The sequence below is a fragment of the Streptomyces albofaciens JCM 4342 genome (assembly GCF_008634025.1).
Taxonomy (GTDB): domain Bacteria; phylum Actinomycetota; class Actinomycetes; order Streptomycetales; family Streptomycetaceae; genus Streptomyces; species Streptomyces albofaciens.
In genome coordinates this window covers 21335-34685 of the sequence record NZ_PDCM01000002.1, presented here as the reverse complement: position 1 = coordinate 34685, position 13351 = coordinate 21335, and the positions used below count along the sequence as shown (strand labels likewise).

Annotated in this window: 12 protein-coding genes and 1 pseudogene; 3 read left to right on the top strand and 10 right to left on the bottom strand. The window is 69.9% G+C overall.

The window, feature by feature from the left end; translation table 11 throughout:
- Window position 1: 1 nt before the first annotated feature.
- The 5 genes from CP973_RS21150 to CP973_RS21140 form a co-directional block, all read right to left on the bottom strand.
- Window positions 2-1222 (bottom strand): cytochrome P450, encoded by a 1221-nt coding sequence (locus CP973_RS21150; RefSeq protein ID WP_150243903.1) that lies wholly within the window; start codon window positions 1220-1222, stop codon window positions 2-4.
- Between the two features lie 11 nt (window positions 1223-1233).
- On the bottom strand, window positions 1234-1974 hold the full coding sequence (locus CP973_RS21145) for a tRNA-dependent cyclodipeptide synthase (RefSeq protein WP_150243901.1): 741 nt from the start codon (window positions 1972-1974) through the stop codon (window positions 1234-1236).
- 851 nt (window positions 1975-2825) lie between these two features.
- Window positions 2826-2948, bottom strand: coding sequence for a hypothetical protein (locus CP973_RS41435; RefSeq protein WP_280119021.1), 123 nt, complete (start codon window positions 2946-2948; stop codon window positions 2826-2828).
- Between the two features lie 80 nt (window positions 2949-3028).
- Window positions 3029-3307 (bottom strand): hypothetical protein, encoded by a 279-nt coding sequence (locus CP973_RS41625; protein WP_341874841.1) that lies wholly within the window; start codon window positions 3305-3307, stop codon window positions 3029-3031.
- Window positions 3308-3409: 102 nt separating this feature from the next.
- Entirely contained in the window at window positions 3410-4261 is an 852-nt protein-coding gene (locus tag CP973_RS21140) for an epoxide hydrolase family protein (RefSeq protein ID WP_341874840.1), read from the bottom strand.
- A 274-nt stretch (window positions 4262-4535) separates the two neighbouring features.
- On the opposite strand from CP973_RS21140, the gene CP973_RS21135 reads away from it, so the two are divergent.
- Window positions 4536-5165: a TetR/AcrR family transcriptional regulator gene (locus CP973_RS21135; RefSeq protein WP_150243899.1), complete on the top strand. Its 630-nt coding sequence runs from the start codon at window positions 4536-4538 to the stop codon at window positions 5163-5165.
- 315 nt (window positions 5166-5480) lie between these two features.
- On the opposite strand, the gene CP973_RS40450 is transcribed toward CP973_RS21135, so the two are convergent.
- Both CP973_RS40450 and CP973_RS21125 read right to left on the bottom strand, forming a co-directional pair.
- Window positions 5481-5621, bottom strand: a complete 141-nt coding sequence (locus CP973_RS40450; RefSeq protein WP_208853271.1) for a hypothetical protein — start codon at window positions 5619-5621, stop codon at window positions 5481-5483.
- A 353-nt stretch (window positions 5622-5974) separates the two neighbouring features.
- Window positions 5975-6706, bottom strand: a complete 732-nt coding sequence (locus CP973_RS21125; protein ID WP_208853270.1) for an SDR family oxidoreductase — start codon at window positions 6704-6706, stop codon at window positions 5975-5977.
- A gap of 70 nt (window positions 6707-6776) precedes the next feature.
- Between CP973_RS21125 and CP973_RS21120 the strand changes: the two genes are divergently transcribed.
- Window positions 6777-7703, top strand: coding sequence for a LysR family transcriptional regulator (locus tag CP973_RS21120; protein ID WP_150243897.1), 927 nt, complete (start codon window positions 6777-6779; stop codon window positions 7701-7703).
- Window positions 7704-8905: 1202 nt separating this feature from the next.
- Here CP973_RS21120 and CP973_RS21115 read toward each other — a convergent pair.
- Together CP973_RS21115 and CP973_RS21110 are read right to left on the bottom strand one after the other, a co-directional pair.
- Complete coding sequence (locus CP973_RS21115; protein WP_425282006.1) at window positions 8906-10402, bottom strand: SulP family inorganic anion transporter; 1497 nt, start codon at window positions 10400-10402, stop codon at window positions 8906-8908.
- A 14-nt stretch (window positions 10403-10416) separates the two neighbouring features.
- Complete coding sequence (locus tag CP973_RS21110) at window positions 10417-10998, bottom strand: carbonic anhydrase (RefSeq protein ID WP_150249991.1); 582 nt, start codon at window positions 10996-10998, stop codon at window positions 10417-10419.
- A gap of 886 nt (window positions 10999-11884) precedes the next feature.
- Here CP973_RS21110 and CP973_RS21105 point away from each other — a divergent pair.
- Window positions 11885-12064: pseudogene (locus CP973_RS21105) on the top strand (transposase); the annotation flags it as partial.
- A gap of 219 nt (window positions 12065-12283) precedes the next feature.
- Here the strand turns inward: CP973_RS21105 and CP973_RS21100 are convergent.
- Complete coding sequence (locus CP973_RS21100; RefSeq protein ID WP_150243891.1) at window positions 12284-13024, bottom strand: VOC family protein; 741 nt, start codon at window positions 13022-13024, stop codon at window positions 12284-12286.
- Between the last annotated feature and the right edge of the window lie 327 nt (window positions 13025-13351).

Genomic DNA, 13351 nt, shown 5'->3' with positions numbered 1-13351 from the left:
GTCACCACAGCACGGGCAGCCGTTCCGGGGTGCGTTTGACCCAGCGAGAGCGCCAGTTCAGCAGATCGGCGGGGACAGCCAGACGCAGGTCGGGAAGGCGTTCGAGCAGCGCTGCGAACGCCACGGCCGCGTGGGTGCGCGCCAGGTGGGTGGCCGGACAGTAGTGTCGGCCGGCGCCGAAGGCCATGTGGGGGTTGGGGCTGCGGGTCAGATCCAGGCGCTCGGGGGAAGGGAAGGCCTGCGGATCATGGTTGGCGCCTTCCACCAGGACCACGACCAGCTCACCGGCCCGGATGGCCACACCACCGAGTTCGGTGTCCTGCGTGGCGATGCGCGACATGCCGTCCCCGATGGACAGGTTGTAGCGCAGCAGCTCGTCGACAGCGGTCCCGAGGTGCTCGGGATGGGCACGCAGCCACTGTGCCTCCTCCGGGCGGAGCAGCAGCAGGAGGACGGTGTTGAGCAGCGCGGTGCTGGCGCTGGCCACTCCGGCTTCGAAAAGGGTGTGCAGAGCCGTCGCGAGCGTCTCGTCCGGTACGGGGTCGGCTTGCTCGCGGAACCTCGCCAGCAAGCCGAGCAGCCCGGGGGCCTGGGCGGCGTGCGGATCCTGGAGGTAGGCGGCCATCCGGGCCACGCCCTTGTCCCAGTTGAGCGCGGCGCCCTCGAACGGGGCGCATGCGGTCATGATGGTGATGTCCAGGCAGGAGAGCATGCGACGCCAGTCGGTGTCGGGCAGCCCCAGTACCGTGCACAGTGTCGTGACGGTGTAGGGGTCGGTGAAGTGCTGCTTGAGATCCACCGGCGGTCCTTCGGCCTGGAACGCGTCGATCAGCTGGTGCGCCCGCTCGCGCATTACCTCGGCGGCCCGGGCCACCGCTGGGGGGGACAGCGCGTGCATCACCGCTTCGCGCAGACCTGCGCTGTGGAAGTGAGTCATGCTGTTGCGCAATCCGGCGGGGAAGGCGGCGGCGCACAGTCTGGGCGCGTCCGGCGCACCGACGGGGTCCATGCTGAAGAGGGCGTCTTCCTTCAATACGTAGGAGACCAGGGCATGCGTCGACACCAGCCAGGCCGGATCACCGGTCAGAGTACGGATCCGGGCCACCGGGCGGTGGTTGCGCAGCCACGCGCACTCCGGAGGTACCACGTCACCGCGCCGCGAGAGGGGCCACTCCACGTCCACGGTCCCGCCCGGCCCCCGGTCACCATCCACGTCATCCATACGGTCCCTACTCATTTTTCCCGTCCGTTCGGATCAGGCACGCGGGGGGTGACCACGGCGAAACCCTGGCGGGTTGCCGGGGCCGGGACGCCGGCAGCGCAGTACAGCTCCTCCACCGCAGGCGGCAGCAGGTGGTACACGGACAGTGAGGAAGGCACGCCCAGAATGCCCGGCGTATCGATGAGGAACGGCATTTCGTTGGATACGTAGGTCATCCCGGCACGCCATTGGGCGTCCCTTCGTTCGGTGTCCCCGCATTCCGGTGTGTCAGAATTGTTGGCCAGAAAGCCGTCCACCATTTTCTCGCATGCACGGGTGAACGGTGTCTCCGTACGCAGCGCTTCCCGCACCTGTTCGCGAACGCGCATGTAGCTTTCGTCCGAGAGGAAATCGGACAGCAAGTGCGACTGCACTCTTCCGCCCACGACAGCCGAGGCGCGCAGCGCGCCCCGGATTCGACGCCGGGTGGCTGATACCCTCCGCTTGGCCCGCCGGGCGGCTTCCGCCGGCTCATATCCGGAAGCCCTATACATGGTGTCGATCTGGGTGTCCGCGCAGATGACATCCACCCTGCGGAACTGGTGCTGCGCCCACCTGAGCAGAGTCGCGAGGCGATGCGTGGAAAAGTAGCTGTTGCCGGTGCTCACGCCGATCAGAGCGTGGTCACCGTCCTGCCATATGCCCTCGCTCCGCGCCGTCAACGGCCGCACTCGAAACATCTCGGCGACGCCGGCGGAATCGAACCTGCCCATGACTGCCTCTCCGAACCACCGCCGTCCGCGTGAGCGCACGGCTTTCACCGCACCGACCGACGCGAGGCGATAATGACGGTTCCCTGCACGGCCATGCTGCGGGCCGACGACAGCGGTCGCACGGCAGCGACCGGTGCCCCGGGGTGGTGCTCGTTCGCCGGACGCCCTCGGCCGCACCGCGCGCCCGGCACCCGTCCTGCTCGTGGTGCGATACGTCGCGACTGGGCCGGATGGGTGACGAGGGCGGTCGCGGCGCGAGGGAGTGCGGCGCTGCGGCCGCGCCCCGAGTGTTGCGGCAGCGCCCCGGGTGCTGCGGTCGCGCTGCTCGGCGCGGTCGTCAGGTTGGCAGGTTGTCAGCAGGCTGTTGCCCGCCGCGGCCGGGCCGCACTCGGCTGGCTGGCACCCACCGGGCAGATGAACCTGGCCGTCGCCGCCATCGCCGTCCGTACCTCCATCGGGGTCCTGACTTCCCTGGTCGTGACCGGGCGCCGTACGACTGATGCGCCTCATCGTGGCGGGGCGCCGGCCTGGTGCGGCGGGGACGTCCCTGATTTCGGCGAGAGGCGTGCGGATCCGGCAAGGGGTAGACCGCGAACGCGAACGGGCCGGCGGGGTGATCCGGTCGCGCGGTGGTCCGGCAAGGGAGCTGGCAGGGGGTCCTGCGTTACGGTGTCCTGCGTCACGGCGCGCCGCGTTCGGGAGAAGGCGTGCTCGCGGTGTCCGCGTGCGATGGTTCGGAGCCGGTGCCGCACGGCTGGGCGATGTGCGGCTGTGTACCGGCGGCCGGCGGCGGGTGTTCTGACTGCGTGAGGCTTCTTGGCGGTGTCCGTTCCGGCTGGACTGGGCCCGGCTCACGGTTCGGCGGGGCGGGTGACGATGTGCGTCGTGACCCGCCCGGAGTGCACGTCGATCGCGCTCTGGCTGGCCGGGCACCGTGAGCCGGCCTCGGCGCGGGCGCCCGCCGGCGCGGGCACCCAACGAAGCTTGCGTTCATCGGAGCTTGCGTTCAACGGCACGTGCGCCCAACCAAACCTGCGTGCAACGGCGCGTGCGTTCAACGAAGCTTGCGGAAGGTTTCGCGGACGTCGCCGACGAGTGCTTCGGGGTTCTCGTAGTGGACGAAGTGGCCGCCCTTGTAGTGCGCGTTGACGTGCACAGGGTTGAAGAAGCCCCGGGTGGGGCCGTTTTCGAAGGCGGCGATGCGCTCTTCAGGGGTGTGGACTCCGGGCGGGTAGACGTCGCCGAGCAGGAAGGTGAAGCCGGCCGGGGGCTCGACCGTCGGCTGCCGGTCGTGCACCGGCGTCCAGGGGTAGCGAACGGCGTTGCGATACATGCGGATGGAGGACCCGATCGTCTGGGTGACCCAGAACGCGGTCGCCTGGGTGAGGATGAAGTCGCGGGAGAAGGCTTCCTCGAAGTCGCCGTTCTTGTCGCTCTACTTCTTCCACCGCTGCACCAGCCAGGCGAGCAGGGCGACCGGGGAGTCGTTCAGCCCGTGGGTCAGGGTCTGCCCGTCGAGCATGTGGACGGCGACGTGGGAGGCGTAGGTGGAGTGCATCTTCATGATCTCGGCGCGCACCTGCGGCGATGCGTCCTCGGGGATCGGCGCTCCGCCGGTGAGGTCCCAGTAGCGGTCGTGCTGGAACATGCCCGGGGGCAGGTCGTGCCCATAGTGCAGGCCGATGATGCTGTCGGCGTACTTGTGGCCCAGCGCGCTGTTGACCAGGGCGCCGTAGTCGCTGCCCACCGACCCGTACCTGCCGTAGCCCAGGACATCGGTCATCAGGGTGTGCAGGATGTCTGCGATCTTCCAGTAGTTCAGATCGCCCTTGACCGGGGAGGACCAGGTGAAACCGGGGAGGGTCGGCACGATGATGTCGAAGGAGTCGGCCGGGTCGCCGCCGTGGGCGGCGGGGTCGGTCAGCGGGCCGATGACCGGGTGGTTGAACTCTCCCGGCCACGGCCATCCGTGCAGGACCAGCAGCGGCGTCGGGTCCGGGCCCTTTCCGCGTACGTGGAGGAAGTGGACCGGCGTGCCATCGATGTCGATTTTGTACTGGGGGTGGGAGTTCAGCCGCTTCTCCGCCGCTCGCCAGTCGAAACGATCGGCCCAGTACTCGACCAGCGGCTTGATGTAGGCCGTGCTCAGGCCGTAGTACTCGTCCTCGTTGTCGGGGTCCGGGGCGAACCGGGTGGCCTTCAACCGGGCTTTCAGGTCGTCCAGGACGTCCTGGGGGACATCGATCGTGAACGGGTCCAGGGTGTGGGGCCTGCTGTCGTTGCTCATGGCGTGGTGCTTCCTCGTGGGTGTGGTGAATGGTGGTTGTCCCCGGCGGCCACTAAGCGGACCGCCCGGTCACCTTCGACTGTACGCGATCCGGACCGGGTGGTCATGTTAGGTGGATCACTAAGCGGACCGTGCGGTCAGGATGGCCGTAGGGTCGAGAGGCCCAGGACCCAATGCGCCGACCCGCGCGTCGTCGCAGGCCGCCGGAGTGCGCGCGAAGGTGACCGATAGGTCCGCTTGGCGTTAGGGTCGGTTCGTGAAAAGGGAGGACGCCATGGCCAAGCCGACCGGCACCAAACCCATGCGCAGTGACGCGGTACGGAGCAGGCGTCAGCTGATGCAAGCGGCGACCGAGGCTTTCGCCGAGCAAGGCGTCGAGGCGTCAGTCTCCGACATCGCAGAACGCGCCGGCATCGGCAAAGGCACCGTCTTCCGGCACTTCGCCACCAAGGACGACCTGCTGGCGGCGATCGTGAGCGAGAACCAGTTCTCTCTCGCGGCGACCGGCGAGCGGCTGGCAGAGACCGAGGAGCCGGCCGACGCGCTGATGCAGTTCATGACCGCCGCCATCGAACTGCAGATCAGCAACCGCGCCTTCTGCCAGGTCGCCCACGGAGAAGCACACGACCATCCGGACGTACGCAACGGTCTCGCGGCGCTGGAGAGGATCACCGCCGAACTGACCGACCGCGCTCGGCGGCACGGCGCCATCCGCCGGGACATCACCGGGCAGGATGTCATGCTGCTCATGAGCGGCGTCTACCAGACGGCATCGCCGCTGCTGGCGTCCCAGCCGCATCTGTGGCGACGCTACTTGCGCCTGGTCTTCGACGGTATGCGGGCCGACACGCCGCCCCTCCCCGGCCCCGCGCCGCAGACCGAGACGACGCCCTCCTCTCGGTAACGGACGGACCGCTGGGCGCCAAGATGCCCCGTATTCCACGGGACCGGGCCGACAGCGACAGGCGTGCCTGCTTCAGCCTTACCGGCTGAGGCGGAGCGCGGGGAAGACGGCCCCGGATCGCGGGGTACAAAGACGGCGAACGCGTATTCCCTACGGCAGACGTATCGCCCGGGACATCCTGAGGCTGAGACATCCGTACAGGTCACATAACGCCAGATGCCGGTGACCGGACCGGGCGCCGGTAATGTCGGGCCGGTTGCCGGTGGTGTCGGACCGGTTGCCGTCGGGCTGCGTGGGGTGTGGTGAGGCACGCTGTCAGTGGGCGTTGCGGCGAGCGCGGGTCCGGGTGCAGGTACGGGCGTGCTGGCTGGTGATGTGTGCTCCGATGCTGTTCATGCGCCGTCGTGTGATCTCGATGCTGATGCCGAAGCGTGTGGCGACGTCCTCGTCGGGCATGCCGCGGAGGGCCGGCCGGTGGGCTGCTGCGGGGGACAGGCGAAGCTGCCCGGACAGTCCGGCGGGGGCGGCTTCGTCCGTCTGATCCCGGTCGCTTTCGCGGCAGTCCTTGCCCGGCGTGCGCAGCGATTTCGTGCAGAGCGGAGACGGATATCCCGTACGGGAAGCCGCCGCGCGGGCCTTGTTGCCCGGATGCCGGCAGGCGAGCTGACGTACACGAGCTGGCCTTGCGGTTCCACCAACGCTGCGGGTACGAGCTGCCTCTGGTTGTATCGGACTTCACCGCGCGCCGAACCGCCATGACAGCCAACCCGCCATGACAGCCAACCCGGCGAGCCTGTGCCCGTCACGGCCTAGGCAGCCTGTGCCGTGGCCGCCAGGACGATCTCACGCAGGGTGATGCGCTGCGGCTGCTGGTAGGCATAGCTGATCGCGGCGGCCACGTCCTCCGGGGTGAGCACGTCGATCGAGTCCTTGAATGCCTGGTAGTCGGCCTTGACCGCCGCGTCGGTCGTGTGGGAGAGCAGCTCCGTCTCCACGGCGCCGGGCGCGATCGTGACGACACGCACACCGTGCGGCGCCACCTCCTCACGCAGGCTCTCGGACATGCCGTGCACCGCGAACTTGGTACCGCTGTAGACGGTGTGGTGGGGGTAGCTCTTGCGGCCCGCGACGGAGCTGACGTTGACGATCGTGCCGCGGCCTCGTCGGGCCATGCCCGGCAGCACGGCCCGTACGCCGTTCAACAGCCCCCGTACGTTCACGTCGAGCATCCGCTGCCACTCCTCGGCAGGCTGCTGGACCACCTCGCCGAGCAGCATCACACCGGCATTGTTGACGATCAGATCGGCCGGTCCGTACTGTGCCTCGGCTTCCTGCACGGCGGCGGACACCGCGTCGGCGTCGGTGACGTCGACGGCCCGGGCGAGGGTGTGCGGAAGGCCGAGCGCGTCCAGCCGGGCCACCCGGCGGGCCAGGAGGAGCAGGGGGTGGCCCTGTCCGGACAGGACGCGCGCGGTGGCCGCGCCGATGCCCGAACTGGCTCCGGTGATGACGGCGAGGGGCTTGGTGATCTCCGTGTTCATGGCTCCAGCTTCGGCGGCCCCCGGAGCCGGAACAACGGCGAACCGCGAAACGATCGATAAGCTGCGGCTTATGGAACGCCGCGATCTTGAGATCTTCCTGACCCTCGCGCACGAGCTGCACTTCGGTCGTACCGCGGAACGGCTGCACGTCTCCCAGGCCCGGGTCAGCCAGAGCATCAAGCAACTGGAGCGGCGGATCGGCACCGCGCTCTTCGCGCGGACCAGCCGCCGGGTGGAACTGACCCCGGTCGGACGGCAGTTCCTGGAGGACGTACGGCCCGGTTACGACCTCATCAAGGCGGGCCTTGAGCGCGCCGTCGCCGCCGGCCGCGGCCTGGCCGAGCCCTTGCGCGTCGGCTTCAGCAGCCCGCTCGCGGGCGAACTGGTGCTGGCCGCCGCCTCCGTGTACGGGGAGCGGAACCCGGGAGCCGGCGAAGTCCTCCTCCATGAGACGCCGCTGAACGACCCGTACGGGCTCCTGCGCTCGGGCGCACTGGACCTGCTGCTCGCCCAGTACCCCGTAGCGGAGGCGGACCTGCGGACCGGACCCGTGCTGATCTCCGACACGCGAGTCCTCGCCGTGGCCGGCCGGCACCGCTTCGCGCGCCGCGCCTGCGTGACCCTCGACGACCTCGCCACGGAAAAGCTGCTCAGCCTCTCCGGCCCCGTCCCCGACTACTGGCTCGACCACCTGCTGCCGCGCACCACCCCCGGCGGCCGGACCGTCGCACGCGGCACCGCGGCCGCGACCCGCCAGGAACTCCTCGCCCTCGTCGGCGCGGGCCAGGGCGTCCACCCGACGGCCGCCCACGAGGTCCGCTACTACGCCCGCCCCAACGTCACCTACGTACCGATCACCGACGCGCCACCACTGGAATACGGCCTGACCTGGCGCACGGCAACCGAGACCAGCCGCATCCGCGCCTTCGGCGAGGCCGCCGCGGAGGTCGTACGACGCGACAACGGCCCGGCCCGGGTCTGCGCCGAGTGCCGGTGACCAGGGCCGGGCGCCGACTGCCTCTGGACCGAGGCCACTGGACCGAGGCCGCCGTGCCGGAGCGTCCCGGCGTCGGCCGCCGCGTCGTCGTCCCGAACGGCTCGCCGCGCTGACCGGCCGCCGCGTCCATGCCCTGGCCGGGCACGTGCCACGTTGGAGCTGGGGGAGCGGCCGCAGGAATGGGTGGTGTTCCGTCACCAGTCGCGGGCCGGCCGCCATCCCTGCGACACCCGCCGTCCCGGCGGCCGGGTGCTCCGGCGCCTGCCCCACCACGTTCACGTCTGCCTGCGGTACAACCGGTGGATCGGCCCGCCCGGCATCGGCCATCCCGCCATCGGCCCGCCCGGCATCGGCCACCCCGCCATCGATCTCGCCGACTCCGTGAGCAGGCTGAAGGTGGTGGCTACGGTGCCAGGAAAGCCGCTCCCGGTGGGCTTGCGTACGGCGCTGCGGCAGCCGTGCCGACCGGCGAGGCAGCCGACCCGCCGACGCTCATGTTCGCCGCAGGCCGGGACGGTCACCTCCACCCGTCACCGTCACCGTCCTGGGCGAGGCCGACCACCTCGTGCCCCAGGACACCGTCCCCCAAGCTCGGCCAGCCACTGCTCCAGGAGTTCTCCGACCCGGGTCTGTGCGATGCCGAGGACGAACGGGTGGTCGGTGTTCATCGAACTCGGGCCCAGGGGACGGCTCGGGCCGGTGAACATGCCGTAGGCCACCGTGGGGCCCTCCGCCAGGAAGCGGTCGGCCAGACCACGGCGGCCCAGCGCTCCAGGCTGCGGGCGCTCAGGGGGAAGCCGCGGCAGAACGGCGAGCGGTCCGCAACCGTCCCACGACCTCCACCTCGACGCCGGCCAGGGCGAGTTCCGCCGCCAACACCAGCCCGGTCGACCCCGCCCCGTCCATCACACCTTCACCGGGCCCCTGCCCGACACCGGCCACCCCGGCCGACGTCCTTCAGGTTCCGCCACCGCGCACTGCCACCATGAAAGGGCCCTCCGCGCAGCCTCAAGGCACCGCCTCGGCCACCCTCCGGCCGATCCTCCCGGGGGCCCGTGCCGGGCCGGTCCACGCGGTGCGTGGGAGGAACGCCAGCGGGCCTGTGAAACCTGTGCGTTCTCCGGGACCTTGGAGCTCTGGTGTGCATGCGGTGGCCGTGCGCGTTTCCCGTCGGCCACCGCAACGTCGTGCAGCTGACGGGGTCACTGGGCCGTCGGGGCTTTCGCGCCTGCGGCGGCCGTCACCGGTGCGGTGATCTTCACCGGTTGCGTACCGATCGTGCTGTGTCCTTCGGCCCAGCTTTCCAGGGCGGTGCGGCAGGCGTGGTCCAGGTGGTGCAGTCCGCTCAGGTCCAGTTCGACCGGCCGCCGGCGGGGCAGTGCCTCCAGGCTGTCGAGGATTTTCGGCAGCCGCAGGAAGGTGGCGTACCCCGACAGATGGACCTGGACCGGGCCGGCGCCCTTGTCGACGATCTCCAGCCTGGTGTGCGAAGCCTCCCAGGCGCTCTTGACCACCGACAGGCCGAGGCCGATGAGCACGCCCTCGAACATGTTCACCGCGACGATTGCCACGGCGGTGACCACGAGGATCAGCGCTTCGCTGCGGTGGCCTCGCCACAGTGCCGCGACCTGGCGGAACGGGATCAGTTTCCAGCCCGCGTGCACGAGGATGCCGGCCAGGGCGGGGATCGGGATCAGGGCCAGGGCGGACGGCAGGGCGGCGGCGAACAGCAGCAGCCACACACCGTGCAGCACCCGCGATGCCTTGGTCTTCGCGCCCGCGTTGACGTTGGCGGAGCTGCGTACGATCACCGCGGTCAGCGGCAGGGCGCCGAGCAGGCCGCACACGGTGTTGCCGGTGCCCTGGGCGATCATCTCCTGGTCGTAGCGGGTGCGCGGGCCGTTGTGCAGCCGGTCCACGGCCGCCGCGCTGAACAGGCTCTCCGCGGAAGCGATCAGCGCGAACGCGAGGACGGTGCCCCAGATGGCGGGGCCGGCCAGCTCGCCGAAGGCTTCCGGGCCCGGCGGCTGGATGACGCCGAGCAGTCCTTCCACCTGGACCGTGGCGACCGGCAGGCCGAAGGCGAGGGTGGCGGTGGTGGCGAGCAGTACCGCCGCGAGGGCGCCGGGCACCGCCCGCGCCTTGCGCGGCATCTGCTTCCACAGCACGATCACGGCGATGGTGCCCGCGCCGATCGCGAGCGAGGCCAAGGACTGGCTGCTGGACAGGGCGTCGACCAGCGCCTTCGGGAGTCCCGCGAGTTTGCCGATCCCCGAGCCCGGGGCCTTCAGGCCCGCCGCCGCGTAGATCTGCCCGGCGATGATCACCAGGCCGATGCCGCAGAGCATGCCCTCGACGACGGAGACGGAGATGGCCCTGAACCAGCGGCCCACCTTGAAGATGCCCATGGCGAGCTGGAGCAGCCCGGCGGCCAGCACGATCACGCCGAGCGTGGACACCCCGAACTCGCTGACGGCCTCGAAGACCAGCACGGTCATGCCCGCGGCGGGCCCGGACACCTGCAGGCTGCTGCCGGGCATGCATCCGGTGACCAGGCCACCCACGATGCCGGTGACGAGCCCGAGCTCCGCCGGTACGCCGGAGGCGACCGCCACACCGACGCACAGCGGCACGGCGACCAGGAAGACGACGATGGACGCGGTGAAGTCCTGCCAGGCGTAAGGGTACTTCGGCATCATGACCTCCCGTCTCCTCAGAGCGTCTCGAACGTGTCGGAGTCCGTGCGGTGTGCCAGCACCGTGCCGGTGTGCACCTCGTAGTACCAGCCGTGCAGCTGGAGGTGCCCGGCCTGGAGGCGCTGTCGGATGCACGGGTAGGAACGCAGCCGCACCAGCTGCTTCAGCACGTGGTGCTGCACGGCCTCGGCGACCGTCGGGTCGGCCGTGTCGGAGCACGCGGGCTCGTCCGCGGCGTGCGCGAGCCAGTCGCGTACGGCGGGTGCGGCGGATAGGTCGTCGTGGCGGACCACCGCGCCGACCGCGCCGCAGTGGGAGTGGCCGCACACCACGATGTGCTGGACGCCGAGCACCTGCACGGCGTACTCGATCGTCGCCGCCTCACCGGTGGGGGCGGCCGCGGCGTAGGGAGGGACGATGTTGCCCGCGGTGCGCAGCTCGAAGAGCTGGCCCGGTGTCGCGCCCGTGATCAGGGCGGGAACGACCCGGGAGTCGGAGCAGGTGATGAACAGCACCTCGGGCGACTGGCCTTCGGCCAGCTTGGCGAACGCCTCAGGACGCTGTCCGAATGTGCGGGCGTTGTCGATGAGGGATTGCACGGTGGTCACTCCTCCTGGCGCCGCTGTGGGGCGCGTCGGGCTGACAGGACACAGAGGTGGGGGGTTGCTCTGCTGCCGCGCAGCAAAACGCTGGTGGTGCGGTCGGTGAACGGGCTGGTGCCGCGCTCGGCCTGCGGCCTGGGTGCGGTCGGGTGCGGCCGACTGGATTCGGGCGCAACGCAAAGCTCGTGAGGGGCCGTCGGGATTTTCGGACGCTGAAGTCCCGCCAGGCGGCGGCCCCGTCGCGCAAGGCCGCGGGGAGCCGGGCTGCCCCGACAGAGCTTGGTCTCGACATGGCAGGGTGTGTGCGGATACGAAGAGCATCGAGGGCTTGGCGATCGGGAGGACGAGCAGGACGGCGCCGAGGAGTTCAGACCGGCCCGAGTCCTCCCGTCTCGCAACATGCGCCCCTCCAGGAAGCACACCACCTATTGCGCGCGCCAACAGGTGGTCAATTCCCGGCAAAGAAAGATTTTAGTCTGGCAAAGCCGCTTGCGGGGTTGCCACCGTGTTTCCGGTCGAAGGAGAACTCGCGAAGCTACGTGGAGGTGGCGTGAACATGCCCTGATCGGTCGGGTCCGCAGTCGCCGGGCATGAGGCTGCCGCCTGTCGGCGTGCCCGGCCGACCGTGTTGTGCCCGTCGGCCGAGTACGCGAGCGGGCCACACTCAGCAGGGCCCAACGGCTTTGCAGAAGGCGACACGAGCGGCAGGCCCTGCCGCCACGGACCGCCACGTCGGCCGCACATCCGGGACGGGCCGGGCCCGGCTCGCCCAAACTACACGTCGCGGCCCGCGCAACGGCCTTGGCACGTTTCCCTGGACGCGACCTCAACGCCATCAATTAGGGCGGGCGCCTTCCGGCCCGTGGCGGTCTGATCGGTGAACCGCGGCAGCCGTGTCGGACGGCCCCCGGCCTTCGACCGCGATATCCACAAGCGGCGCAATGTGGTGGAACGGTGCTTCAGCCGGCTGAAGCAGTGGCGCGGTATCGCCATCCGGTACGAGAAGACCGCCAAGTCCTACCCAGCGCCCGTCACCCTCGCAGCCCTGCTGATGTGGGCGTGACATTTGACGACAGAACCTAGGGGTGACGGCCCCGCAGCCTGAGCACCGGCGCTCGGCTCGAAGGAGCGGGCTCCCTCCTCGCACGTACACACGCCGGGGCACGCTGTTCAGCTATCGAGCGGCAGACGGCAACACGGTGACGTAGGGACGATGGCCAAGATGGCGCGGTGCCGGTCCGGCAACCGTTCAGGAGAACCCTGTCGGCGGCAGGGCACAGTGTCAGTTCTGCGCGTCCGCCGCAAGGTCCCTCAGCATCTGCTCCGCCAGGCCGAGGCAGTCGGCGAGACGTTCGCGCTCGCTGTCCTCAAGGGGCGTCGCGCGTACGCGGGCGAGCAGCGTCCGGGCTCGTTCGGCGTCCTCCTGGCGCAGGGCGAGCTCGGCGCGGTACACGAGGGCCTCGACGAGGTCCACGGGGTGCGCCCGTTCCCCTTCCCGGGCCAGGGTCGCGTCCAGGATCTTGACGGCCTGGGCGGTATCACCCTTGGAGTCGCCGAGCACGACAGCGTTCTCCAGCGTTGTGGCCAGCCTGTTCGCCGTCGGCGGCGGCGCTGGGACCGGTTCGGGTTTCTCCGGGTGGTTGAAGACCCGGATCCAGTTGCCGCCCGGATCGACCATGGTGAACCCCGTCCGGCGGCCGTCGTTCTTGCGCCTGCGGGGCGCGGTGATCCTCGGTATCCCGGATACGGGCACTTTGCCGTACGCCGCGCGCAGGCCGTCCGCGAAGGCGCGGTACAGGGCGCCGGTGTCGGGAACGTAGAGCGCGCACGCGCCGTAGGAGTCGGTGACATCGAAGCCCTCGATGGCGAAGAAGTGCATCTCAAGGTCTTCGCGGCGGAAGGCGACATAGGGGTTCGGACGGACCTGCCGGTACGTCACACAAAACCCCAGCGCCTCGTAAAACTCTGTGACCTCGTCGATCGAGCGGCAGGGCAGTTGGGGGATGGCCACCTCGTTGGCCATGCGAAGGCTCCTCTGCTAATCGAAGTTGACTAGCCGCAGAGTAACGAGCCGTTGAGGGAGGCGCGACCTGTCCAACACCGATGCGCGGAACTCTCTTCGGTGCACTACGTGACGAGGCGAGCATGGAACTCGGAGAACGCGGATCAGGGGAGTCCGGACCTCGAAGGTCACCCGGCGGCCTTCGGCTGGCTGAGCGAGGAGTTGGAGGCGCTGCGGCCGGCGGCGTAGTACGGGCGTCACGCGGGCGTAGTACGGGCAGGGTGGGTTGCCCGGTGAGACCGGTGAGACCGGTGACGATGCCGCTGCTACCGAGCCATCTCCCGGCAG

Excerpts from the sequence above, each read along its gene's own strand:
- CP973_RS21150 (WP_150243903.1), bottom strand. The coding sequence starts at position 1,222 with ATGGATGACGTGGATGGTGACCGGGGGCCGGGCGGGACCGTGGACGTG.
- CP973_RS21145 (WP_150243901.1), bottom strand. The coding sequence starts at position 1,974 with ATGGGCAGGTTCGATTCCGCCGGCGTCGCCGAGATGTTTCGAGTGCGG.
- CP973_RS41625 (WP_341874841.1), bottom strand. The coding sequence starts at position 3,307 with ATGTATCGCAACGCCGTTCGCTACCCCTGGACGCCGGTGCACGACCGG.
- CP973_RS21140 (WP_341874840.1), bottom strand. The coding sequence starts at position 4,261 with ATGAGCAACGACAGCAGGCCCCACACCCTGGACCCGTTCACGATCGAT.
- CP973_RS21135 (WP_150243899.1), top strand. The coding sequence starts at position 4,536 with ATGGCCAAGCCGACCGGCACCAAACCCATGCGCAGTGACGCGGTACGG.
- CP973_RS40450 (WP_208853271.1), bottom strand. The coding sequence starts at position 5,621 with ATGCCCGACGAGGACGTCGCCACACGCTTCGGCATCAGCATCGAGATC.
- CP973_RS21125 (WP_208853270.1), bottom strand. The coding sequence starts at position 6,706 with ATGAACACGGAGATCACCAAGCCCCTCGCCGTCATCACCGGAGCCAGT.
- CP973_RS21120 (WP_150243897.1), top strand. The coding sequence starts at position 6,777 with ATGGAACGCCGCGATCTTGAGATCTTCCTGACCCTCGCGCACGAGCTG.
- CP973_RS21115 (WP_425282006.1), bottom strand. The coding sequence starts at position 10,402 with ATGATGCCGAAGTACCCTTACGCCTGGCAGGACTTCACCGCGTCCATC.
- CP973_RS21100 (WP_150243891.1), bottom strand. The coding sequence starts at position 13,024 with ATGGCCAACGAGGTGGCCATCCCCCAACTGCCCTGCCGCTCGATCGAC.